Below are 22,619 nucleotides of genomic sequence, written 5' to 3' on the forward strand. Positions count from 1 at the left end.
CGGGTTTCCTATCCCGGCCTGGCCCAACTGCTCGGCGTCGTATTGGCGGATCCACCGTCGTACGGCCGTCTCACCGAGGTTCTGGTCCTGGCAAACCTGCGGAACGGTCAGCCCCTGATCCCTGACCATCTTTACAACTTCCAATTTGTAGCTGTCGTCAAACCTGTTGCGTTTTCTGGTCATGTAGAACTCCTCGATAAATGTATTTTCCACTTATCGAGGTGTCCGGGGAAATTAGACCACTGCAGTGTGGCAACTGACGCCTTCCCGGCTAAAGCCGGTCCTACGAAATGTCCGCGGTGCTGTTGTAGGACCGGCTTCAGCCGGGAAGGGGCTCGATCTGCAGTCATCGATTTCGGGTTTAACCCCGGCCGATCCCCAACAAAGTCCAATAGTTCGCCTTAAATGCCCTTCATCCGCAATCGCTGCTTACCGGCAGGCGAGTGCTCTGCTAAAATCCGCCGCCTTATCAGTCTGTAGGCTGCGACGTGTCATTTACTCCGGTTGACTGGGCGATCATTGCAATTGTCGCCATCTCCGCTTTGATCAGTCTCAAGCGCGGCTTCGTCAAAGAAGCATTGTCCTTGCTGACGTGGATCATCGCAGGTGCCGTCGCCTGGATGTTTGGCGGATCGCTGGCCCAGTATCTGGTCAACTACATCGAAGCACCTTCGGCGCGCGTGATTGCGGGCTGCACCATTCTTTTCGTCGCCACACTGCTGGTCGGCGCCATGGTCAACTTTCTGATTGGAGAACTGATTCGCGTCACCGGGCTGTCCGGGACCGATCGTTTTCTGGGCATGGTCTTCGGCGCGGCGCGCGGAGCCTTGCTGGTTGTCGTTGCGGTCGGGCTGTTGAGCCTGGGCCCGGTGCAACAGGATCAATGGTGGCAGCAGTCGAGGCTGCTCCCGCAATTTGTCATGGTCGCTGACTGGTCGAAAAACCTGATTCTCGGGATGTCCAGCAAGTGGCTAGCCAGCGGAGTCAGCGTACCTGTTGACATCCCGTTCAAGGATCACCTCCTGCCGCCTACAACGCCGCCGGAAGTGCTCGGTAAATCCAGTTCCACTAAGTAGGGGTTGTGTCGCATGTGTGGCATCGTCGGTATCGTCGGCAAGTCGAACGTCAATCAGGCGCTTTATGACGCGCTCACCGTCCTCCAGCACCGCGGCCAGGACGCTGCCGGTATCGTGACCAGCCATGACGGCCGGTTGTTTCTACGCAAGGACAACGGTCTGGTTCGTGACGTGTTCCACCAGCGCCATATGCAGCGCCTGGTCGGGCACATGGGCATTGGTCACGTACGTTACCCAACGGCGGGCAGCTCGACGTCGGCCGAAGCCCAGCCGTTCTACGTCAACTCGCCTTACGGCATCACCCTGGCGCATAACGGCAACCTGACCAACGTCGAGCAACTGGCCAAGGAGATTTACGAATCCGACCTGCGCCACGTCAACACCAATTCCGATTCCGAAGTGCTGCTCAACGTGTTCGCCCACGAGCTGGCCGTGCGCGGCAAGTTGCAGCCGACCGAAGAAGACATCTTCGCGGCCGTCACTGACGTGCATAAGCGTTGCCGTGGCGGTTACGCGGTCGTGGCGATGATCACCGGTTACGGCATTGTCGGCTTCCGCGACCCGGATGCCATCCGCCCGATCGTCTTCGGTCAGCGTCACACCGACGAAGGCGTCGAGTACATGATCGCGTCCGAAAGCGTTTCCCTGGACGTGCTCGGTTTCACCCTGATTCGTGACCTCGCCCCGGGCGAAGCGGTGTACATCACCGAAGACGGCAAGCTGCACACCCGCCAGTGCGCCACCAACCCGAAATACGCCCCGTGCATTTTCGAGCACGTCTACCTGGCGCGTCCTGATTCAATCATCGACGGCATCTCGGTCTACAAGGCGCGTCTGCGCATGGGCGAGAAGCTGGCCGACAAGATCCTGCGCGAGCGTCCTGATCACGACATCGATGTGGTCATCCCGATTCCGGACACCAGCCGTACGGCGGCGCTGGAACTGGCGAACCACCTGGGCGTGAAATTCCGCGAAGGCTTCGTCAAGAACCGCTACATCGGCCGCACGTTCATCATGCCGGGCCAGGCCGCGCGGAAGAAATCCGTGCGCCAGAAGCTCAACGCGATCGAGCTGGAATTCCGTGGCAAGAACGTGATGCTGGTGGATGACTCCATCGTTCGCGGCACCACGTGCAAGCAGATCATCCAGATGGCCCGCGAAGCCGGCGCCAAGAACGTGTATTTCTGTTCCGCGGCCCCGGCTGTGCGCTTCCCCAACGTCTACGGCATCGACATGCCGAGTGCCCACGAGCTGATCGCTCACAACCGTTCCACCCAGGACGTGGCCGACCTCATCGGTGCCGACTGGCTGGTCTATCAGGACCTGAATGACCTGATCGAGGCGGTGAGTGGCAGCAAAAAGATCAAGATCGACAACTTCGACTGTTCGGTCTTCGACGGCAAGTACGTGACCGGTGACATCGACGAGCACTACCTGAACAAGATCGAGCAGGCGCGCAACGACGCCTCCAAGGTCAAGACTCAGGCGGTGAGCGCGATCATCGATCTGTACAATAATTAATCCAGACAAGGAGCAGGCGGCATGACTCAGGAATGGGATGCCGGTCGACTGGACAGCGATCTCGAGGGCGTCGGTTTCGACACCCTCGCGGTACGTGCCGGTCAGCACCGCACGCCGGAACGCGAGCACAGCGATCCACTGTTTTTCACATCCAGCTACGTGTTCCGCACGGCAGCCGAGGCGGCCGCGACCTTCGCCGGTGAGATCCCCGGCAACGTCTATTCGCGCTACACCAACCCGACCGTGGCCTCGTTCGAAGAGCGCATGGCCGCGCTGGAAGGCGGCGAGCAGGCGGTGGCGACCTCCACGGGGATGTCCGCCATCCTCGCCACGGTGATGAGCTTCTGCAGCGCCGGCGACCACGTGCTGGTGTCGAAGAGCGTGTTCGGTTCGACCATCAGCCTGTTTGAAAAGTATTTCAAACGCTTCGGGGTGGAGGTCGATTACGTCCCCCTCGCCGAATTGTCCGGCTGGGACGCGGCGATCAAGCCGAACACCAAAATGCTGTTTGTCGAATCGCCTTCCAACCCGTTGGCGGAGCTGGTCGACATCAACGGGCTGGCGGAAATCGCCCACGCCAAGGGCACGCTGCTGGTGGTCGATAACTGCTTCTGCACTCCGGCCCTGCAGCAACCGCTGCGCATGGGGGCGGACGTGGTCGTGCACTCGGCGACCAAGTTCATCGACGGACAAGGCCGCGCCATGGGTGGCGTGGTGGTCGGTCGTAGCGAGCTGATGAAAGAAGTCGTCGGCTTCCTGCGCACTGCTGGCCCCAGCCTGAGCCCGTTCAACGCCTGGCTGTTCCTCAAGGGGCTCGAAACCCTGAAAATCCGCATGCGTGCCCATTGCCAGAGCGCTCTGGAACTGGCGCAGTGGCTCGAACAGCAGGAGGGCATCGAGAAGGTGCATTACTCCGGTCTCGAGAGTCACCCGCAACATGCATTGGCCAAGCGTCAACAGACGGCGTTCGGCGCGGTGGTGAGTTTTGAGGTGAAGGGTGGCAAGGACGGCGCATGGCGTTTCATTGATGCCACGCGATTGATCTCGATCACCGCGAACCTGGGCGATACCAAGACCACTATTACTCATCCGAGCACCACCTCCCACGGTCGGCTGTCTCCGCAAGAGCGTGAGGCGGCCGGCATTCGTGACAGTCTGATCCGCGTCGCGGTAGGGCTGGAGGACGTCGCAGACCTGCAAGCGGATCTCGCACGGGGTCTGGCTGCCTTGTAAGCAGGGTGTCCGAACACGAAAGCGAGCCCTGGGGCTCGCTTTTTTGTTTGCGATGTGCAGCTTCGTGCTTGCTGCGAAAAATGGCTCTTTTTAAAAAAACTTCAAGCAGGCTATTGACTTAGGTTCATCACCTGCGTAAATTTCGCGGCCTCAGCGAAGCAAGGGTGATTAGCTCAGCCGGGAGAGCATCTGCCTTACAAGCAGAGGGTCGGCGGTTCGATCCCGTCATCACCCACCATCGTTGAGTGTTTCACAGCAACACCAGACGCTGAAGGATACTGAGATTCAGCAGGACGTAAGTCCACGCAATGCGCAGCGGTAGTTCAGTCGGTTAGAATACCGGCCTGTCACGCCGGGGGTCGCGGGTTCGAGTCCCGTCCGCTGCGCCATATTTTCCGAATCGGGTCTTCCCGGTTCGAGATTGAAAGCCTAGGTTTTCATTCAGTGTTTTACGAAGCAGGCCCAAGGGTCGGTTTCAACAGCGTTAAGCAGATGAAAGTCTGTGCGACAAGCAGCGGTAGTTCAGTCGGTTAGAATACCGGCCTGTCACGCCGGGGGTCGCGGGTTCGAGTCCCGTCCGCTGCGCCATACATCGCTTCGAGGCCCTTGAACGCCTTGAAGCAACAGAAAAAGCGATCCCAGGATCGCTTTTTTTGTGCCTGCGATTTGGCGAACGCTTCGCCTGTCGCGCTGGATGCTGCAGAGCTCGGCGATAAATGCCATGATCGCCGGCTGTTAACGCGGCGCTGTGCGGTGCCTGATTTCGAATTTGGAGAGCTGGACCATGGGCATGAACCAAACCATCACTGTCATCCCGCCGGGCGTACCGCTGACGGGCCATGTGTCGCCGCCCGGCTCGAAGTCCATCACCAACCGCGCGCTGCTCCTGGCTGCACTCGCCAAGGGCACCAGCCACCTGCGTGGCGCGCTGAAAAGCGACGACACCCGCCATATGTCCAACGCCCTGCGGCAAATGGGCCTGACCATCGAAGAGCCGGACGACACCAGCTTCGTCGTCACCAGCAGTGGGCAACTTGAAGTCCCCCAGGACGCGCTGTTCCTCGGCAATGCCGGCACGGCGGTGCGGTTCCTGACAGCGGCGGTCGGCACGGTAAATGGCAGCGTCACGCTGGACGGCGATCACTACATGCAGAAGCGCCCGATCGGCCCGTTGCTGGAGGCGCTACGCAAAGGCGGCCTGATCGCGGAAAGCGCCACCGGTTGCCCTCCGGTCGTGGTGCGCGGGACGGGTTCGATTACCGCCACTCGCTTCGAAATCGACGGCGGCCTGTCCAGTCAGTACGTCTCCGCGCTGTTGATGGTGGCGGCCTGTGGCGATGCACCGATTGAAGTGGCGCTGACCGGCAAGGAAATCGGCGCGCGCGGTTACATCGACTTGACCATCGCCTGCATGCGCGCGTTCGGTGCCGAGGTCGAGGTGCTGGATGACGCGTTGTGGCGCGTTGCACCGACGGGTTACACCGCCTGCGATTATCAGATCGAGCCCGACGCCTCGGCCGCAACCTATTTGTGGGCTGCCGAGGCGCTGACCGGCGGCAAGATCGACCTGGGCGTGGCGGGGGAGGCGTTCACTCAGCCAGACGCCAAGGCCATGGAAGTGATCGCGCAGTTTCCGAAGATGCCTGCGGTCATAAACGGCTCACAGATGCAGGACGCGATTCCTACGCTGGCGGTGCTGGCGGCCTTCAACGAGACGCCTGTGCGCTTCGTTGACCTGGCCAACCTGCGGGTCAAGGAATGCGATCGCGTACAGGCGCTGCACGATGGTCTGAATCAGGTTCGGGCCGGGCTGGCCTCGGTAGAAGGCGACGATCTGTTGGTTGCCGCTGATCCGAGTCTGGCGGGCACCAGCAGTCACGCGCTGATCAATACCCATTCCGACCACCGCATTGCCATGTGTTTCGCGCTGGCCGGTTTGAAAGTGGCGGGCGTGCGAATTCAGGACCCGGAGTGCGTAGGCAAAACCTATCCTGGCTACTGGCGCGCGCTGGAATTCCTCGGCGTCAAACTGGTGCACGGCGAGGTCTGAGGCGCAGGGCATGCCGGGCCTGCAGCCGTCGGCTGATGGACGCCAGGCCCGGTGGGGCGACTTTTCCGACCCCGTTTCAGTCTGATCAGCGCAACCTGCGCTGCCCTGACAGGCCCACGCGTACAGGCCCCGTTCACGGTTGCCGTTTCGATGTATCCACACGGTTGCAAACTCTGCGTTGATCCCATGGCAGGCTTGTTGCAGACTTACCGGCGTTTTCTCCGGTCCACTTTCAGTCGACCAATTGCCCCAGGATGTTTGATGCCTAAATTACTGAGCTTTCGTACCGCATGCTGGGTCATCACCCTGCTGGCTGCCGCAGGCTGCTCGTCGAAGAAACCGACGGTCTATGAGCATGAGAATTTCGACGATGCCGGGACATTCTCCCGCAGCTACCCGGTCTCGGATACCGCCACCTGCGAAGCGGCCCGAAGGGCGCTGTTGAGTCAGGGCTACATCATTACCAGCAGCGATCCCAAAGTGATCAGCGGCCATAAGAGCTTTCAGCAAACCGGCGAAACCCACATGGAGATCAGCTTCAACGTGGTGTGTGCGCCGGACGGCAGTGCTGATAAACGGACCACGATGTTCGCCAATGCGCTGCAGGATCGCTATGCGTTGAAGAAGGTCAATAACTCCGCCAGCCTGGGGGTCGGCGTGCTGGGCTCGGTCTCGATGCCGATTGGTTCGACCGACGACTCGATGGTCAAGGTCGCCAGTGAAACCGTGGCGTCGCCCAAGTTCTATGATCGCTTCTTCGCGCTGGTGGAAAATTTCCTGCCGCCTGAACTGAAGAAGGCTGCACACATTGAAGAGAAGCCTAAAACCGATCTGGGCATGCCTGAGCCGGTGCCAGGCAAGCCGGCGGCGTTGACGGAGCAAAAGCCGGCCGCTGCACCTGCTGCAGCGGCGCCTGCCACGCCTGCACCCACTACGCCCGTCGCACCAGCGCCACTGGCGACCCCTGCGACCCCACCTGCGGCCGCTGCCGAGCAGAGCAGCGAGCCGATGCCTGCGCCTGCCGAGGCGGAACCGTTGAAAACCGAAACAGCGGCGCCTGCCGAGGCCGCGCCTGCCACAGCGCCTGCGCCGGCAACGACCACCGAGCCGAGCGCTGCGCCAGCGGTAGAATCAACGCCGGCGCAGTGAGTCATCTGCTAATTCCCAGCAGAGGTCCCGCGTGCTGACACCGCACGTGCAGCAAATGCAAAAGCTGTGGGAGTGACCGGGGTGGCGCTCCACCTTGCTCACGAAGAGGGCATTTCGGCCACTGGAGATTTAATGGCTGTACTGAACTCTTCGCGAGCAAGCTCGCTCCCACAAGGGTGCGCTGGGCCTGCAGATCTTCGGTGTCATCCGTAGCCGCATCACCCCAAAAACAGTTTGTACGCCGGATTCCTGGTTTCGTCCCAGTACGGATAACCAATCTCCCCCAGCGCCTGTGGCACCAGATGCCGTTCATCCTCCGGCACCACTAATCCCGCCACCACTCGGCCATCCGCCGCACCGTGGTTGCGGTAGTGGAACATCGAAATATTCCATTTGCCGCCGAGCTTGTTCAGGAAGTTGAACAGCGCACCCGGCCGCTCCGGGAATTCAAAGCGCAGTACCACTTCATCGCTGACCCGCTCCGAATGCCCGCCGACCATGTGCCGTAAATGCAGCTTGGCCAGTTCGTTGTCGGTCAGGTCCAGCACCGGAAAACCCTGTTCTGTCAGGCTCGCGATCAGCGCTTTGCGAGGGTCCGTGTCGGGGTGGGTCTGCACGCCGACGAAGATGTGCGCCTCGCGGTCGGTGTGGTAGCGGTAGTTGAATTCGGTGATTTGCCGCTTGCCGATGGCTTCGCAGAAGGCCTTGAAGCTGCCCGCCTGTTCCGGGATGGTCACGGCAATAATCGCCTCGCGGCCTTCGCCCAGTTCGGCGCGCTCGGCGACGTGACGCAGGCGGTCGAAGTTGACGTTGGCCCCAGAGTCGATGGCGACAAACGTCTGCCCGGTGACGTCGTACTGTTCGGCGTACTTCTTGATCCCGGCCACGCCCAGCGCGCCGGCGGGCTCGGTGATCGAGCGGGTGTCGTCGTAGATGTCCTTGATCGCCGCACAGATTTCATCGGTGCTGACGGTGATCACCTCGTCGACGTAGTCCTTGCAGATGTCAAAGGTGTACTGCCCGATCTGCGCCACCGCGACGCCATCGGCAAACAGGCCGACCTGTTGCAGCACCACCCGCTCGCCGTAAGCCATGGCCTGTTGCAGGCAGTTGGAATCGTCCGGCTCAACGCCGATCACCTTGATTTCCGGGCGCAGGTATTTGACGTAGGCCGCAATGCCGGCGATCAGCCCGCCGCCGCCGACCGGCACGAAGATCGCGTCCAGTGGCCCCTGATGCTGGCGCAGGATTTCCATCGCCACAGTGCCTTGCCCGGCAATGGTGTCAGGGTCGTCGTAGGGGTGGACGTAGACGTAGCCATGTTCCTCGACCAGCTTCAGCGAATACGCCAGCGCTTCGGGAAACGAGTCGCCGTGCAGTACGACCTTTCCACCCCGGGAGCGCACGCCCTCGACCTTGATCTCGGGGGTCGTCTTCGGCATCACGATGGTCGCCGAAACGCCCAGGGTCTTTGCTGCCAGCGCCAGGCCTTGGGCATGGTTGCCCGCCGACGCCGTCACCACGCCCCGCGCCAGTTCTTCCGGGCTCAGCTGCGCCAGCTTGTTGTAGGCGCCACGAATCTTGAAGGAGTACACCGGCTGGAGGTCCTCGCGCTTTAGGAGGACGTTGTTGCCAAGGCGCTCGGAGAGCTGGCGAGCGGCGTGCAGCGGGGTTTCCACGGCAACGTCGTACACGCGGGAGTTGAGGATCTTTTTGACGTAGTGATTGAGCAGGTCGCCCTGAACAAGCGGGTAGGCCGGTGGCTGACTCATCGTGAGGGCCTCGTCGGAAGGCTTGGGATGATCAGGCGGGCGGCGAAGCAGGCGAGGGAAGGGCGAATGATCATGTCTGGCTCCTGATGTGGTTTTTGGCCCGGGAGACAGAGAGAAAAAACCCGCCTCTAGGGCGGGTTGGGTGCAAACGTCGGCTAACCCGCCATGACTGGAATGGCGGTAATAATTATCGGGCCGAAGAAATGCTGGGATGCGTTCATGGCGTCGAGACTATGGCGAACACGGCGCAGTCGTCAAGTGGGCGACGCCGTCATCGCTCAAAAACTGACAGTCAGGAAAAAACAAATGCCAGACCCAGACAAGGCTAACAATCCCTTGGGCCGTCGCCGTTTATCCGCGCGCGTCTACTGTTCAACGGGCCTTCATTTTTTGTTCATGAGGGCACTTTAGGGTTGGGTTCGTAGTCAGTGAATCTGCAGCTGAATGACTCAGCGACACAAGAACACCACCGATCACAAGAACCCGCCACGAGGGCGCAAAAATGGACGAGTACCAAGAAGAACTGCTGGAATACCAGGCCTACGAGATGGACCCGCTGGAACCCGCAGAAGACGCCACCGAGTTGTAGGAAAACCCACGCCTGCCAGTCAGAGTGACTTGCGCTGGCTGCGACGAAACGCACCGGGCGTCTGTTCGGTCCAGCGTTTGAAGGCCCGCTGAAAGGCTTCTGCTGACGCAAATCCCAATAAGTAGGCGATTTCGCCAAAGGCCAGTTCGGTGTCCCGGATGTAGGTCATGGCGAGGTCGCGCCGGGTGTCATTGAGGATCGCACGGAACTGTGTGCCCTCGTCCGCCAGCTTGCGGCGCAGGGTCCAGGTCGGCAGCTTCAGTCGCGCGGCCACTTCTTCGAGATCCGGCTCCCGCCCCCCATTCAACAACGGCCCCAGCAATTGGGTGATGCGCTCGCGCAGGCTGCGGGTTCGGGTGAGTTGTTCGAGTTCCCGTTCACACACCTGCAGCAGATGCCGCCAGGTACTCGGCACGTGGTCGGGGTTGCGCAGGCCCAGCTGACGCTGGTTGAGGCGCAACTGATTGACGCCCGCCGCGAAACCGACCGGCTGCTCGCAGAGCGCGGCGTATTCAGCGGCGTAGGCGGGGGCGTCGAACTCGATCTCCAGACGTTCGGCTATCAGCGTCGTCCCGCTCAGCGTCGACAGCTGGTGCAGCCAGCCGCTGAGGATCGAATCCACCACGAAGCGGTTGTAGCCGTTGTACGGGCTGATGGAATAGAAGCGCAGCCAGGCGCCGTCGCTGTCTTCGTGCAGGCTCGACTGGCCGCGATAATTCGAGCCGTACAGCGGTTCAAAACGAATCAGCGTGCGCGCCGCTTCGCGCACGGTCGGCGCCTGCGCGGCCGTGATGCCCGCCAGACCGGCGTGGCTCAGACGGCTGGATTGGCCCATCCGCAGGCCCAAGGCAGGCACGCCGGTCAGCTCGATGGCCCCATGGCCCAGGCGCATGTAGCGCGGGATCGACAGCCGGGCGCCGGCCTCACCGAGTCGTGCGGCATCCAGGCCGTATTGCTGCAGCAGCGGTTGCGGGTCCTGGCCTTCGTTGCGAACAGCGTCGGCGAGGCTGTGGACGAACCCCACTGACAGATCGCCCAGACGCACGCGAGGAGAGGTCATCGATTACAACCACAGATTGATCAGGCGGGCGCCATGCCCGGGGCGAACGCCTTTCGGGGCAGCGCTGATGGACTGCTCGGCGACGCTTTGCCCGCCGCGACTGGCGAAACTGTGGCCGGCGCTGCCCTGGTCCCAGAACTGGCCGCGCATGAACACGCTGACGCCGGCCTTCGCCGTGCTGGCCGGTGTCAGGGCCAGTCGGCGCCAGGCTTCACCCTGGGTGATCGGTTTGGCCCCCAGATTCAAATGGGCCGCCAGCGCGTCATGCTTGTCGCTGCGCCAGGGTTGCGTCCAGCCGTACGTGCCGGCGACATAGGCCGGTACTGCAATCAGCTTGACGCCGCTCGCGTTGAGTCGCGCGTAATTGTCGGGGTACCAGCTGTCGCTGCCGATCAATGTCGCCAAACGGCCGGCCGGGGTGTCGATCACGTTGAGCGGCGCGTCCTTGCCAGGACGGATGTAACCCCGCTGGTTCCAGCCCGGGAACAACTGACGCTGGGGCTGTCCCAAGGGCAGGCCGTCGGGGCCGAACACCAGGCTGCTGTTATAGAGCGCGCCGCGGCCGATGTGCAGTTCGCCGTTTTCCACGTGCGGGCTGGGCAGCACGATCGAGCCGGCCACCAGCGTCACGCCGAACTCCTTCGCCAGCCCGCCGAACACGTTCTGATAATCCTGCGCCATGCTGTGCGCCTTCATGCGCAGGCGTGCGTCCTCGAAGCGGCTGCTGCCCCGCGCGTGAATCACTGCGTCGATGAACAGCAACGGATTACTGAACGCCAGCCAGTTCATCGCCTCGTCGAAGGTGGTGGCCTGGTAGAACTGGGCTTTTTCGTCCACCGCCAACAACCAGGTGCCGATGTGCTCGGGCAGCACCACAATGGTTTTATCGTTGAGCAGCCCATGGTCGCGGGCCTGGACCAGGTACGACGCCAGCTTGCGATGCAGGCGTTTGGCACTCGAATAATCGGAAGGGAACAACTCGGGCTGAATGCCCAGCAGGTTGCCGCGTTCGCCGGGTTGCCCGTCGTTGATCACCAGCTGAATGCGCAGGTCCGTCAGGTAATGCCCGACATGACGCTTGCCCGTCCACAGCCCGTAGCTGACGAGAAGAATCACCAGCACCGCAGCGGTAAGTGAGCCGAGAACTTTGCGCATGAAGAAAGGAGAGCTGCCTCTGGGAAGAAAGCGCGGAGGGCGCGATGACGTTGCCGGAAGGCTACGGCAAAACGCTGCTTTGGAGAAGGTTTGCCAACGGCCAGAGCGGCCATTCGGCGAATGGGTTCAAGCGAGGCGGCATCGGCGGCCGCCTGCGCTGTATGGATCAACCGCGATGCCTGCGATTTGCAGGCATCACGGGCGATGCGTTTTACAGGCGGAAGCGGCTGACCAGCGTGTTGAACGAAACGGCCAGGCGGGAAAGATCCTGGGTCGATGCGTTGGTCTGGTGCGCACCGGCCGCCGTCTGGGTAGACAGGTCCTGGATGTTCACCAGATTGCGGTCCACCTCACGCGCGACATTCGCCTGCTCTTCAGAGGCGGTGGCGATGACCATGTTGCGTTCGTTGATCTGGGCGATGCCGTCGGCGATCTGCTCCAGTGCGCGACCCGTTGCCTGGGCCAGCGCCTGGGTGTCGGTCACCAGCGCCTGACTTTTGCCCATCGCCCCCACCGCCTGATCGGCGCTGGCCTGGACGCTGTTGATCATGCCTTCGATTTCACCGGTTGAGGCCTGGGTGCGTGCAGCCAAGGCCCGGACTTCGTCGGCAACCACGGCAAAGCCTCGGCCCTGTTCACCGGCACGGGCGGCTTCGATGGCGGCGTTCAAGGCCAGCAGGTTGGTTTGTTCGGCAATGCCGCGAATCACGTCCAGGACTTTGCCGATGTCCCGCACCTGCACGGCGAGGTCGCGGACCATGTTGGTCGAGGTGGCGATTTCGGTGGTCGCGCTGTTAATGGCTTCGACCGCGCCACGGGCCTGGTCACGGCCGTCGCTGGCCTGTTTGCTGGTGGTTCGGGACGCGTCGGACGTGGAAACGGCGTTGCGGGCCACTTCTTCCACCGCGGAAGTCATTTCCGTCACAGCGGTCGCGGCCTGCTGGATTTCGTCGTTCTGGCGGACCAACCCTCTGCTGCCGTTATCGCTGACGGTGGTCAGCTCTTCTGCGGCGGAGGCCAGTTGATTGGACGCATCGGCAATCTGCTGAATGGTGCTTTTCAGGCTGCCCTGCATTTCGCCCAGCGCCGTCAGCAATTGCCCGGCTTCATCGCGGCCGGTGCTGACGACGGGTTGCGTCAGGTCACCGCCGGCGATGCTCCGCGCGCTAGCGACCGCATAAGCAATAGGACGGCTGATCAGACGACTGATGAACATGCCCAGCAGAATCGCCGCCAGAAAGGCAATGCCGATGCCGATGTACAGCGCGGTCTTGGCGGAGGACTCCATGCGGGCGGCATCCTCGGCGCCTTCGCCAATCTGCCGGTTATTGGAGTTAACTATGAGGGTCAGCTCATCGAGCACCACGTTGTAGGCCGTCTGAAGATCGCCGAACAACAACGCGCGGCCGCTATCAAGGTCGCCGGCCTTCATGAGGCCGAGGTATTTCTGGACCAGCGCCTGGTAGATCGGCCAGTCCTTTTCCATCTGATCGCCCGCCGCGCGCTCATCGTCGGCGAGCGGGGTCTTGCGGTATTCGGCGAACGCTTTTTCGCTCTGCTGCTGATTGGCGTTCATTGAGGCAATCACTTCGTCCCTCACGCCCTGGGGCATGCCGGCGGCAGTGGCCGTGTATAACCGATACAGATCGCGGCTTTGCCCTACGGCGTTGGTTCTGGCCTCGCCGGTTTTTGCGACGGACACCAGGTTATTGCTGAACACCAGTTTCAGGCTTTCCGACAGGTCGGACACGCCACGGCTTCCGAGCACGCCTACTCCCAAGGTGATGAATGCGCACAGCACGAAGCCTGTGATCAACTTGGTTGAAATTTTTGCATCATTGATCCAGCTCATTAGTTGCGTCCTGCCGAGGTGTTGAGAAGAAGGACATTGCTCAGACATCAGGGAAGTACGGCAAGGTCGTCATGGTGCTATCGGCGGCGACGTCCAAGTCTGGAGGGTGGCCCGACGAACGATGTGGTGCACTGCTTGATCATTGATTTGTCACTTCCAGTCATTGAGCATGGCCGGGCTGCTGTTTACTGTTTGCGTCATGTACCGGGTGCTCGTCCAAGGCCCTGACTGATTCGACGGGCGCCACAGAGCGCCCGCACCCCGTGACGATGCTCGATGGAGTTTTTATGGCCGCCCCCCACTACCCGCACTTGCTCGCTCCCCTGGACCTGGGTTTCACCACGCTGCGCAACCGCACACTGATGGGCTCCATGCATACCGGGCTTGAAGAGAAGCCGGGCGGATTCGAGCGCATGGCGGTGTATTTCGCCGAGCGCGCTCGGGGCGGGGTCGGCCTGATGGTCACCGGCGGTATCTCACCGAACGCTGAAGGCGGGGTGTATTCGGGGGCGGCCAAGCTGTCGACGCCGGAGGAGGCGGCCAATCATCAGGTTGTCACCAACGCCGTGCACGAAGCAGGCGGCAAGATCTGCATGCAGATCCTTCACGCCGGGCGTTACGCCTACAGCCCCAAGCAGGTGGCACCGAGCGCGATCCAGGCGCCGATCAACCCGTTCACACCCAAAGCGCTGGACGAAGAGGGCATCGAGAAGCAGATTCAGGATTTCGTCACTTGCGCGAGCCTCGCGCAGACCGCCGGGTACGACGGCGTCGAAATCATGGGCTCTGAAGGTTATTTCATTAACCAGTTTCTCGTCGCCCACACCAACCATCGCACCGACCGTTGGGGCGGCAGCTACGAAAACCGCATGCGCCTGCCGGTGGAGATCGTGCGCCGTGTGCGTGAAGCCGTCGGCCCGAATTTCATCATCATTTATCGCCTGTCGATGCTCGACCTGATCGAGGGTGGCAGCACTTGGGAAGAAGTGGTGCAACTGGCCCAGGCCATCGAGCGTTCGGGCGCCACGCTGATCAACACCGGCATAGGCTGGCACGAAGCGCGCATTCCGACCATCGCCACCAAGGTGCCGCGCGCGGCGTTCGCCAAAGTGACCGCGAAAATGCGCGGCTCGGTGTCGATCCCGCTGATCACCACCAACCGCATCAATACCCCCGAGGTCGCCGAGCAGGTGCTGGCCGAAGGCGACGCCGACATGGTCTCCATGGCGCGCCCGTTTCTCGCCGACCCGGAATTCGTCAACAAGGCCGCGGCCGGTCGCAGCGACGAGATCAACACCTGCATCGGCTGCAACCAGGCGTGCCTCGACCACACCTTCGGCGGCAAGCTCACCAGTTGCCTGGTCAACCCTCGCGCCTGTCATGAAACCGAGCTCAATTACCTGCCGGTCACCCAGGTCCGGAAAATCGCCGTCATCGGTGCCGGTCCTGCGGGCCTCGCTGCCGCGACTGTTGCGGCCCAGCGCGGGCATGAGGTGACGCTGTTCGACTCGGCCAGCGAAATCGGCGGGCAGTTCAACATCGCCAAGCGCATTCCGGGCAAGGAAGAGTTCTTCGAAACCCTGCGCTACTTCGGCCGCAAGCTGCAGACCACCGGCGTCGACCTGCGCCTGAACACCCGCGTCACTGTCGATGACCTGCTTGGCAAGGGCTTTGACGAAGTGATTCTGGCCACCGGGATCGCGCCCCGCACGCCCGCCATCCCCGGTGTCGACAACCCCAAAGTGTTGAGCTACCTCGACGTGATCCTCGGCCGCAAACCGGTTGGCAAGTCCGTCGCCGTGATCGGCGCGGGCGGCATTGGCTTTGACGTGTCGGAATACCTTGTGCACCAGGGCGTCTATACCAGCCTGGATCGCGACGCGTTCTGGGACGAGTGGGGCATCGACACCCAGCTGCAAGCGCGGGGCGGCGTGGCCGGGATCAAGCCTCATCCCCATGCGCCAGCGCGTCAGGTCTTCCTGCTGCAGCGCAAGGCCACCAAGGTCGGCGACGGTCTGGGCAAAACCACCGGCTGGATTCATCGCACGGGGCTCAAGAACAAACAGGTGCAGATGCTCAACAGCGTGGAATATTTGAAGATCGACGACGCCGGTTTGCACATTCGGATCGGCGCGGAAGGCGAGGAGAAACTGCTGCCGGTGGACAACGTGGTGATCTGCGCGGGGCAGGATCCGCTGCGTGAACTGTATGACGGGTTACAGGCAGCGGGGCAGAGTGTGCATTTGATTGGCGGGGCGGATGTGGCGACCGAACTGGATGCCAAACGGGCGATTGATCAGGGATCGCGGTTGGCGGCGGGGTTGTAGGGGATTGGGTTCTGGCGGGTGATGTGGCTGGTGGGCTTGACGGGGTTGGATCGCGTGCCGCCAGGGTCTGAGGGGACTCTGGCGGTTGAGGGGGATTACCAGCTGCCGTAGGGGATTCCGTGCTGGTCGATCCAGGCTTGGGCTGCTGGGTTTGGTGGTCGGTAAAACAGCCCTTTTCCGTCTTGGTTGGGGCCGAGGGGCTCGACTTTAGCTTGGTAGCGGCCGACCTCCTTGAAACCCAGACATGGCCCACCAGCCCAAACTTTCACGATACCTCCCGGAGCCATTCCCAGCGTAATCGCGAAACGGTAGTCGTCCATCCATTCTTTTGAACTGCGGCAATACACGCGCTGTGGCGTCACCATCTCATCGCGTACCCACTGCGGTATCCGGATGCTGATTTTGTAAGCCTGAGGCTCCACTAGTGACTGCCAGCGCAGAAGAAGTTGGTCTGGTAAGTCAACGTTGTTGATGGGTTTTCCGCCAGATGTGCCCTTGTGCCAGCCCTCGGGCTTTCGCGTGTAACCGGCGACTCCGGCATGTACGTTAAAAAAAACGTATCCCCGCTGATCGAGCACATCGACGCTTTCAACCCATACTTCCATGTGTTTGGGCGCGGCGAAGCCGATATACCACGCCGGATATGGCAGCTTGACGGGCGGGGGTACTGACCCTCCCGTTGCACAGGCACTCAAGCTGATCAGGTATCCGACCGCCAAGACCAGACGCCTCATTCGGGAACCCCAGTCTGCAAATGCAAGCCTTGAACAAAGCCGCAAATGTGCTAGCCGTCGCGTGCCGTGATGCCCCTTGTTAGCGCTCATGGCCGAGTTACCAACTGCCATAGGGAATGCCGTGCTGTTCTACGTGAGCTTTGTTCTCCGGTTCGAGCGGGATGTACTTCCCCTTGCTCGCGCCACGGTAGGGGCCGAGCGGCTCGACTTCGGCTTGGTAACGGCCGACTTCTGTGAAGCCTAAACATGGCCCGCCAACCCAGACTTTCACAATGCCTCCCGGAGCCATTCCCAGCGCAATCGAGAAACGGTAGCCATCTATCCATTCTTTTGAGCCGCGGCAGTAGACCCGTTCTGGCCTAACCATTTCAGCGCGTACCCACTGAGGGATGGGAATTCTGGCCTTGTAAGCTTGCGGCTCAATTAGTGACTGCCAGCGCAGAAAGATTTGGGCAGGCAGATCTACGTTATTTATAGGCTTCGACTTGCCCCCTCCTTGATGCCAGCCCTCGACCTTTCCGGTGTAGCTTGCGACCCCGCCATGGACTCGGAAAAATGCAAGGCCACGCTGATCTAAAACATCTACGGTCTCCACCCGCACTTCCATGTGCTCTGGCGCGGCCAACCCTATATACCACGCTGGATACGGCAGTTTAGGAAACGGGGGGAGTCTGGGCCCACTCGCGCACGCGGTAAGGCTCAGCAGCATGCCGGCTAAGCAAATTAGCCGTCTCATTCTGGGTAACCTTCTTGCGGTCGATTGAGGTGCATATTCCTACTATTCAGCGGCGCCGGTTTGCTCAATAGAAAGGGACCCTCAGGGGTCCAGTGAGCGGACATGTGGATGTAACGCGCTCGTAGCAACGCCTCTTGAGCAGGCTCCAGGCGTACGAGTCGGTCTGTCATGACCTGCTGCAAGATTCGCTTGGCGATAGGCATAAGCTCCTCTGGCACTGCGAGTTCAGGCCGCGCTTCCAGACCCTTGAAGGGAACGCCGTGACGTATCCCCAGCTCACGCATGACACGCAGTGCAATCAAGCTCAGTTCGCCATGCACGGGGCGTTCGAGCAGCACGGTTATCCAGTAGTCCTCCATGACCGACGCAGCTTTGCCGCGAGGGTTAGTTGCTGCAGGCCAGGCTTTCACCGCAATGTAGCCATCGCGGGCCACGCCTGATTCGCGCAAGACGTTGGCGTCCGCTTCTGCACGGGCCCAAGCGGCATGGGACTCAACCCTTTGGCCGGTCGGAACGCTGGCCTTGCAGGGCTGCGTCATCCACAACTTTTCTCGTGCTTGTGGGAGATAGCCCCCGCCGACATCAGAGTGAGCGCCGCACTGGATTCTGAGACGTTCATTTGTGCGGTGGCGCGATGGGTGCGAAGCCGCAGCAGCATTACCAACTGCCATACGGAATGCCATGCTGGTCTATCCAGGCTTGCGCCGCTGGATTGGGTGCTCGGTAAAACAACCCTTTTCCGTCTTGGTTGGGGCCCAGCGGCTCGATTTTCGCCTGGTAACGGCCGACTTCTTTAAAGCCCAAGCACGATCCGCCTAACCACACTTTTACAATTCCCCCTGGCGCCATTCCTAAGGTGATGGTGTCGCGAAAGTCTTCTTTCCACTCGCCAGCCCAGAGGCAAAATCCTTTCTCTGGTTTGATCATCTCATCACGGACCCACTGCGGTATCCGAATGCTGATTTTGTAAGCTTGAGGCTCCACTAGTGACTGCCAACGCAGAAGGAGTTGGTCTGGTAAGTCAACGTTGTTGATGGGTTTGCCGCCTGATGTGCCTTTATGCCAACCCTCGGGCTTACGCGTGTAACCGGCGACCCCTGCATGCACATTGAAGAAAACGTATCCTCGCTGATCGAGCACGTCGACGCTTTCCACCCACACCTCCATGTGCCTTGGCGCGGCGAAGCCTACATACCACGCCGGATAAGGCAGCTTGACGGGCGGGGGTACTGACCCTCCCGTTGCACAGGCACTTAAGCTGATCAGGAATCCGACCGCAAAGACCAGGTGCCTCATTCCGGATAACCCTCCTGCGGACGATTGAGATGCACATTCCGACGATTAGCCGGTGCCGGTTTGCTGAGCAAGAAGGGACCCTCAGGGGTCCAGTGCGCGGACATGTGGATGTAACGTGCGCGCAGTAACGCCTCCTGCGCAGGGTCAAGTCTTACGAGCCTATCCGTCATTACCTGCTGCAAAATTCGCTCGGCTATGGGCATGAGTTCACCCGGTAATTTGAAGCGTTTATCCGTATCGGTGATGACGTCGAATGGCACTCCATGGCGCACGCAGAGATCACGCATGACCCGCAATGCAATCAGGCTCAGTTCGCCATGCACGGGGCGTTCGAGCAGCACGGTTATCCAGTAGTGCTCCATGGCCGACGCAGCTTTGCCGCGAGGGTTAGTTGCTGCAGGCCAGGCTTTCACCGCAATGTAGCCATCGCGGGCCACGCCTGATTCGCGCAAGACGTTGGCGTCCGCTTCTGCACGGGCCCAAGCGGCATGGGACTCAACCCTTTGGCCGGTCGGAACGCTGGCCTTGCAGGGCTGCGTCATCCACAACTTTTCTCGTGCTCGTGGCAGGTAGCCGCCACCAACATCGGAGTGGGCTCCCGGCAGGCCTATCTGGAGGTGCGTGTGGTGCACGTTATTAAGAGAGAAGTCGGTTCGATACTCGTCGAGCGCCTTTAGCTGAATGACCTGCCGCGCGCAGTCGGGTGGCAGGTAGAGATTGACTCCACGATTAACATCATCCCCCGGACTGAAGTCCCCATGTAAAGGGTCTGAGATGGCCGCAACGGTATCGAACAGGCCGATAAGGTTAATGCCAACGTCGGCGACAGGATTAAAACTCTTTGATAATCCGGGCCCGCCGCTGTTGAGCAGGCCAGCAAATAATCCTCGTCTCGGCTTGAGCACCTCGTTGACACAATGCCGAGCTGCAGCACCGCCACGGCTGAAACCTAAGACGTCGAACTCGATTTTTCCTATAGACACGCCGGGATTTGCTTTGCGAAAACGATCCAACTGCTTCGCCAACAGGGCTGGCGCCTGCTTGACCCGAGCTACCACCCCAGTCTCGCCTTGCCCGAGAGCCTGCCCAACCAATGTGGCATCCTTGCCGCCGCTGCGGGTGCCGATACCTTCCACGTACGCCTTGATGTACCCGATTTTGGCTTCAACCGAAATACTATCTACCGCGCTATCCGGGTACAGCTGATACAAATACGCCACATTGCTCGGCGCATTCCCGTAACTGTTATTCGGCGCGCTGTTAAACGCACTACCGTCAAACTCTCCGAACCCGTACTGCTTGCACGTCGCCGCAATGCTCTCAAGCTCTTCACGACTGAAACTGTCCAAATCCGATTGTCGGCACTGTGCGGTCACCGCCGCATTGCTCTGGTTATTTCCCGTCCCGTCAAAGAACAGCCCGATGCGCAGGGTGATGCCTTCGGTGGTTTCCTCTTCCTCTTCTTCCTCCTCAAGCTCAGGCGTGGGACGCGGTGTCAGCCATTCTTCAGGCTGAGGAAAGTCGATCGCGATGTTTCCAGGCAAAATCGTGTGGACGGGCATGGTCTTGCCGTCCTTGTCGGTCACGCCGTTGAACACTTCGCCGTTCTGCGTGGTGATCCGGTACCGGACGAAGCGCGCAGCGGCCTGTTGCGCATCGACCAGGGTGTACCCCGCCCCATAGCCATAAGGTATTGGCGTCACCGGAGTCGTAAGCGTGGTGGCACCGGCCTTCAGCACGTAAGCGGCCCGGTGATAGATATTCCCCGGCGCGCCCAGCTCGATCTCGCCATCCTTGATACGGATGAATGCGCCACCGCAATTCAGGAGGAGCTCTTCCGGGGCGCTGATTTCGATCCGGCCGGCCAGGCTTTCGATCTTGATGTCGTTGTTGGCCAGTGCGTGCAGTTCGCCAGTTTGGGCATGCACTTGCAGGTCGCCCTGAACCGCTTTGAGTTGCAGACCCTTGGTGACGGCGCACAGGCTGATCGCACCTTCGGCGGTGCCGGTGATGTTGCGTCCGGCGCTGATATCGGTCGAGCGTGACGAGGTGATGGCGACGCTTTCGCGACCGGACGACAGGCAGATCGCTTCAGGGGTGACGATGCCAATGCCGGCCGGTGCGTGCAGCAGAAGCCCGGGCTCGGAGAGGTGAGTCAGCGCATCGTTCAGTTGCGTATGGCTGCGGGTGTCTGCGGCGATGGCGCCAGCACTTCTCGCGGCCTGGGCCATGGTGCGTGCCACGGACAACGCGCTTTCCAGTTCCTCGATCACGGCATCCATGTCGAGCTGCTGACCGTGCGCTTTGGTCTGTTCATCCGCACTGATCAACAGCCCATTCCCAGCCCGAATCGCGCCCCAGCCATCCGTGCGCAACTCAAACCCTTCGCCGCGCCTATCCTTTTCGTTGTCGACCAGATGCCCAAGGTTTAGCTGGCTCTTGCCGCTGTGCTCGGTGCTGAGTTTGATGTGTTCCTTGCCGCGATTGTCCTCCATGCGCAGCTTGTTATTCGCCGGCGTGCGGAGGACGTTGCGTTTGTAATCGCTGCGCGTGAGGGTGACGTGATCGGGGTGTCGGCTGTCGTGAAGGGCATGGGCGATGTAGGGCCGGTCCGGGTCGCCTTGCTCGAAGGCAATCGCCACTTCGGTGCCGCAGATCAGTGGCAGGTGCAGGCCGTGGGTGTCGCCCGCGTAGGGGCGGGCTAGCCTCAGCCACAGACTTTCCTCGCCCAGCTTCCAGCTGTCGCGATCAAACAGAAAGCTGACCTTGTAGCGGCCTTCGCGGTCGATGTGGCTGTATGGATCGTTGGCCAGCGAGCTGGTGACACGGGCCGGAACAGTGCCGGCTATCTTAGGTTTGGCCAGCAGCGGCGGCCGAAAGCACACGATCTCGGAATACGGAACCGCCTCAAAACTCAGCTCGAAACTGCGGTCCCGCGCAGCATGCAACCGCAATCGAGTGATCACCGCACCCGGTTCAAACGCCTGCGGCGCCCCACCGGAAATCGCCAGCACCTGAGCCAATCCCAACGTAGCACTGCTGCTAATCCCGGTCAGCCGAGTCTGGTTATTGAGATACCGCTCATGCCGCAACCGGGCGTAGAAAAACCCGCTTTCACCCTCTAAATCTTCATCCTGATCCAGCTTTTCGCCGAGCACCTTGTACGGCTCGGCATAGTGATACGCCTCGCCGTAAGTGGTGGAATCCCCGCGCGTCTGATCAACATCCGCATCCAGCCATGCGTTCGCATCCCGATGGTGATAGGCCCGAAAGTGAACGCTCTGCTCCACCACCTCATGACTGACCTGCAGCCCCCAACCCCCATCCTGGCCGCTGCTGCCCAACCCCGACTGCGGCCGAAACGGCAAGCTCACACGCGGCCGAACGTAATGCCGCTGATCATCGTGAAACTCGACGACCTCAATACCCAATCGCTCATTGTTGCTAAAGCGGTACCAGATCCCCACCTCGGCCAGCAGCCGCGAAATAAACGCCAGATCGCTCTCGCCGTACTGCATCACCTGCTCACGCTTCGGATACTCCCGCACCAGCGAAAACAGAAAATCCTGCCCCTCAAAATCATGCCGTGTGCGCAGAATGCTCTCGACAATCTGCGGCACCGACTGATGCTGATAAATCCGGAACTGCTTTCCACGCCCCAGCAATGCCAGTCGCGGTTCCAGCGTCACTTCATAACGCGCCTCATCAGCCGAACCGGAAAGCCGTTTAAAACCCGTCACCACACCATGCAGCGTCCGCAACGCTTCAACCCGAGGCACCCGCACCCCACCAATCGCCACCGGCAACGTATGCGTCGCCGCATGCAGACTGAACTGCGCTTCCCGCCCCAGCATCCGTTCAGCCCCGATGTCCTGTTCAACCGAGGTAAATTCCACCCGGTAACGAAACGGCTGACTCAGCTGTTCCTCGCCCTCGAAGGCAAGAACATCGAGCGCAATGGGCAGACGATGAATAACAAGTTTGTGGCGACTGTGATCGAAGAAAGGCGGTAATACGGTGAGCATGAATGAGCGTCCCTGGCAGGAGAATGCGCCCCCGACCGGTCCAT

16 protein-coding genes, 3 tRNA genes and 1 pseudogene are annotated in these 22,619 nt (G+C 60.9%); 9 read left to right on the top strand and 11 right to left on the bottom strand.

Annotated features, from left to right (window positions below):
• Nucleotides 1-183 (bottom strand): transposase (locus tag IFT99_RS24510; RefSeq protein WP_192135743.1); only part of this gene is annotated, 183 nt, incomplete at its 3' end.
• Between the two features lie 305 nt (nt 184-488).
• Here IFT99_RS24510 and IFT99_RS24515 point away from each other — a divergent pair.
• The 8 genes from IFT99_RS24515 (at nt 489) to IFT99_RS24550 (ending at nt 7,029) form a co-directional block, all read left to right on the top strand.
• On the top strand, nt 489-1,076 hold the full coding sequence (locus tag IFT99_RS24515; RefSeq protein ID WP_065986402.1) for a CvpA family protein: 588 nt from the start codon (nt 489-491) through the stop codon (nt 1,074-1,076).
• Between the two features lie 12 nt (nt 1,077-1,088).
• On the top strand, nt 1,089-2,597 hold the full coding sequence (gene purF, locus IFT99_RS24520; protein WP_065986403.1) for an amidophosphoribosyltransferase: 1,509 nt from the start codon (nt 1,089-1,091) through the stop codon (nt 2,595-2,597).
• 21 nt (nt 2,598-2,618) lie between these two features.
• A complete protein-coding gene (locus IFT99_RS24525) occupies nt 2,619-3,830 on the top strand; it encodes an O-succinylhomoserine sulfhydrylase (RefSeq protein WP_065986404.1) in 1,212 nt (403 codons plus the stop codon).
• A 162-nt stretch (nt 3,831-3,992) separates the two neighbouring features.
• A tRNA-Val gene (locus IFT99_RS24530) sits at nt 3,993-4,068 on the top strand.
• Nucleotides 4,069-4,142: 74 nt separating this feature from the next.
• Nucleotides 4,143-4,219 (top strand) — tRNA-Asp (locus IFT99_RS24535).
• A 122-nt stretch (nt 4,220-4,341) separates the two neighbouring features.
• Nucleotides 4,342-4,418: transfer RNA gene (locus IFT99_RS24540), tRNA-Asp, on the top strand.
• 196 nt (nt 4,419-4,614) lie between these two features.
• Nucleotides 4,615-5,880: a 3-phosphoshikimate 1-carboxyvinyltransferase gene (locus IFT99_RS24545; RefSeq protein WP_192135746.1), complete on the top strand. Its 1,266-nt coding sequence runs from the start codon at nt 4,615-4,617 to the stop codon at nt 5,878-5,880.
• Between the two features lie 261 nt (nt 5,881-6,141).
• Nucleotides 6,142-7,029 (top strand): DUF2242 domain-containing protein, encoded by an 888-nt coding sequence (locus IFT99_RS24550; RefSeq protein WP_192135748.1) that lies wholly within the window; start codon nt 6,142-6,144, stop codon nt 7,027-7,029.
• Nucleotides 7,030-7,247: 218 nt separating this feature from the next.
• On the opposite strand, the gene ilvA is transcribed toward IFT99_RS24550, so the two are convergent.
• From ilvA to IFT99_RS24570, 4 genes are all read right to left on the bottom strand, one after another.
• Nucleotides 7,248-8,801: a threonine ammonia-lyase, biosynthetic gene (ilvA, locus tag IFT99_RS24555; RefSeq protein ID WP_274605162.1), complete on the bottom strand. Its 1,554-nt coding sequence runs from the start codon at nt 8,799-8,801 to the stop codon at nt 7,248-7,250.
• A 608-nt stretch (nt 8,802-9,409) separates the two neighbouring features.
• Nucleotides 9,410-10,450, bottom strand: coding sequence for an AraC family transcriptional regulator (locus IFT99_RS24560; protein WP_192135749.1), 1,041 nt, complete (start codon nt 10,448-10,450; stop codon nt 9,410-9,412).
• Nucleotides 10,451-10,453: 3 nt separating this feature from the next.
• Nucleotides 10,454-11,605 carry a carbon-nitrogen hydrolase family protein gene (locus tag IFT99_RS24565; RefSeq protein ID WP_192135751.1) on the bottom strand — a complete coding sequence of 384 codons (1,152 nt, stop codon included), beginning with the start codon at nt 11,603-11,605 and terminating at the stop codon, nt 10,454-10,456.
• A gap of 211 nt (nt 11,606-11,816) precedes the next feature.
• On the bottom strand, nt 11,817-13,457 hold the full coding sequence (locus IFT99_RS24570; RefSeq protein WP_192135752.1) for a methyl-accepting chemotaxis protein: 1,641 nt from the start codon (nt 13,455-13,457) through the stop codon (nt 11,817-11,819).
• Nucleotides 13,458-13,744: 287 nt separating this feature from the next.
• Between IFT99_RS24570 and IFT99_RS24575 the strand changes: the two genes are divergently transcribed.
• On the top strand, nt 13,745-15,784 hold the full coding sequence (locus tag IFT99_RS24575) for an NADPH-dependent 2,4-dienoyl-CoA reductase (protein WP_192135753.1): 2,040 nt from the start codon (nt 13,745-13,747) through the stop codon (nt 15,782-15,784).
• Nucleotides 15,785-15,879: 95 nt separating this feature from the next.
• Here the strand turns inward: IFT99_RS24575 and IFT99_RS24580 are convergent, their stop codons facing one another.
• The 6 genes and pseudogenes from IFT99_RS24580 to IFT99_RS26425 form a co-directional block, all read right to left on the bottom strand.
• Nucleotides 15,880-16,518: a DUF2931 family protein gene (locus tag IFT99_RS24580; protein ID WP_192135754.1), complete on the bottom strand. Its 639-nt coding sequence runs from the start codon at nt 16,516-16,518 to the stop codon at nt 15,880-15,882.
• A gap of 97 nt (nt 16,519-16,615) precedes the next feature.
• Complete coding sequence (locus tag IFT99_RS24585) at nt 16,616-17,254, bottom strand: DUF2931 family protein (RefSeq protein ID WP_192135756.1); 639 nt, start codon at nt 17,252-17,254, stop codon at nt 16,616-16,618.
• Nucleotides 17,251-17,793, bottom strand: a complete 543-nt coding sequence (locus tag IFT99_RS24590; protein ID WP_192135758.1) for a hypothetical protein — start codon at nt 17,791-17,793, stop codon at nt 17,251-17,253. Before IFT99_RS24590 ends, IFT99_RS24585 begins: the two co-directional genes overlap by 4 nt.
• Nucleotides 17,794-17,911: 118 nt before the next feature.
• Nucleotides 17,912-18,550 carry a DUF2931 family protein gene (locus IFT99_RS24595; protein ID WP_192135760.1) on the bottom strand — a complete coding sequence of 213 codons (639 nt, stop codon included), beginning with the start codon at nt 18,548-18,550 and terminating at the stop codon, nt 17,912-17,914.
• Entirely contained in the window at nt 18,547-20,112 is a 1,566-nt protein-coding gene (locus IFT99_RS26420; RefSeq protein ID WP_244657070.1) for a phospholipase effector Tle1 domain-containing protein, read from the bottom strand. Before IFT99_RS26420 ends, IFT99_RS24595 begins: the two co-directional genes overlap by 4 nt.
• A gap of 126 nt (nt 20,113-20,238) precedes the next feature.
• A pseudogene (locus IFT99_RS26425) lies at nt 20,239-22,575 on the bottom strand (type VI secretion system Vgr family protein); the annotation flags it as partial.
• Nucleotides 22,576-22,619: the final 44 nt, after the last annotated feature.

The sequence above is a fragment of the Pseudomonas sp. CFBP 8772 genome (assembly GCF_014841665.1).
GTDB lineage: Bacteria > Pseudomonadota > Gammaproteobacteria > Pseudomonadales > Pseudomonadaceae > Aquipseudomonas > Aquipseudomonas graminis_B.

Excerpts from the sequence above, each read along its gene's own strand:
- IFT99_RS24525 (WP_065986404.1), top strand. The coding sequence starts at position 2,619 with ATGACTCAGGAATGGGATGCCGGTCGACTGGACAGCGATCTCGAGGGC.
- IFT99_RS24565 (WP_192135751.1), bottom strand. The coding sequence starts at position 11,605 with ATGCGCAAAGTTCTCGGCTCACTTACCGCTGCGGTGCTGGTGATTCTT.
- purF (WP_065986403.1), top strand. The coding sequence starts at position 1,089 with ATGTGTGGCATCGTCGGTATCGTCGGCAAGTCGAACGTCAATCAGGCG.
- IFT99_RS26420 (WP_244657070.1), bottom strand. The coding sequence starts at position 20,112 with ATGCCCGTCCACACGATTTTGCCTGGAAACATCGCGATCGACTTTCCT.
- ilvA (WP_274605162.1), bottom strand. The coding sequence starts at position 8,801 with ATGAGTCAGCCACCGGCCTACCCGCTTGTTCAGGGCGACCTGCTCAAT.
- IFT99_RS24550 (WP_192135748.1), top strand. The coding sequence starts at position 6,142 with ATGCCTAAATTACTGAGCTTTCGTACCGCATGCTGGGTCATCACCCTG.
- IFT99_RS24545 (WP_192135746.1), top strand. The coding sequence starts at position 4,615 with ATGGGCATGAACCAAACCATCACTGTCATCCCGCCGGGCGTACCGCTG.
- IFT99_RS24585 (WP_192135756.1), bottom strand. The coding sequence starts at position 17,254 with ATGAGACGGCTAATTTGCTTAGCCGGCATGCTGCTGAGCCTTACCGCG.
- IFT99_RS24580 (WP_192135754.1), bottom strand. The coding sequence starts at position 16,518 with ATGAGGCGTCTGGTCTTGGCGGTCGGATACCTGATCAGCTTGAGTGCC.
- IFT99_RS24595 (WP_192135760.1), bottom strand. The coding sequence starts at position 18,550 with ATGAGGCACCTGGTCTTTGCGGTCGGATTCCTGATCAGCTTAAGTGCC.
- IFT99_RS24590 (WP_192135758.1), bottom strand. The coding sequence starts at position 17,793 with ATGACGCAGCCCTGCAAGGCCAGCGTTCCGACCGGCCAAAGGGTTGAG.
- IFT99_RS24560 (WP_192135749.1), bottom strand. The coding sequence starts at position 10,450 with ATGACCTCTCCTCGCGTGCGTCTGGGCGATCTGTCAGTGGGGTTCGTC.
- IFT99_RS24575 (WP_192135753.1), top strand. The coding sequence starts at position 13,745 with ATGGCCGCCCCCCACTACCCGCACTTGCTCGCTCCCCTGGACCTGGGT.
- IFT99_RS24570 (WP_192135752.1), bottom strand. The coding sequence starts at position 13,457 with ATGAGCTGGATCAATGATGCAAAAATTTCAACCAAGTTGATCACAGGC.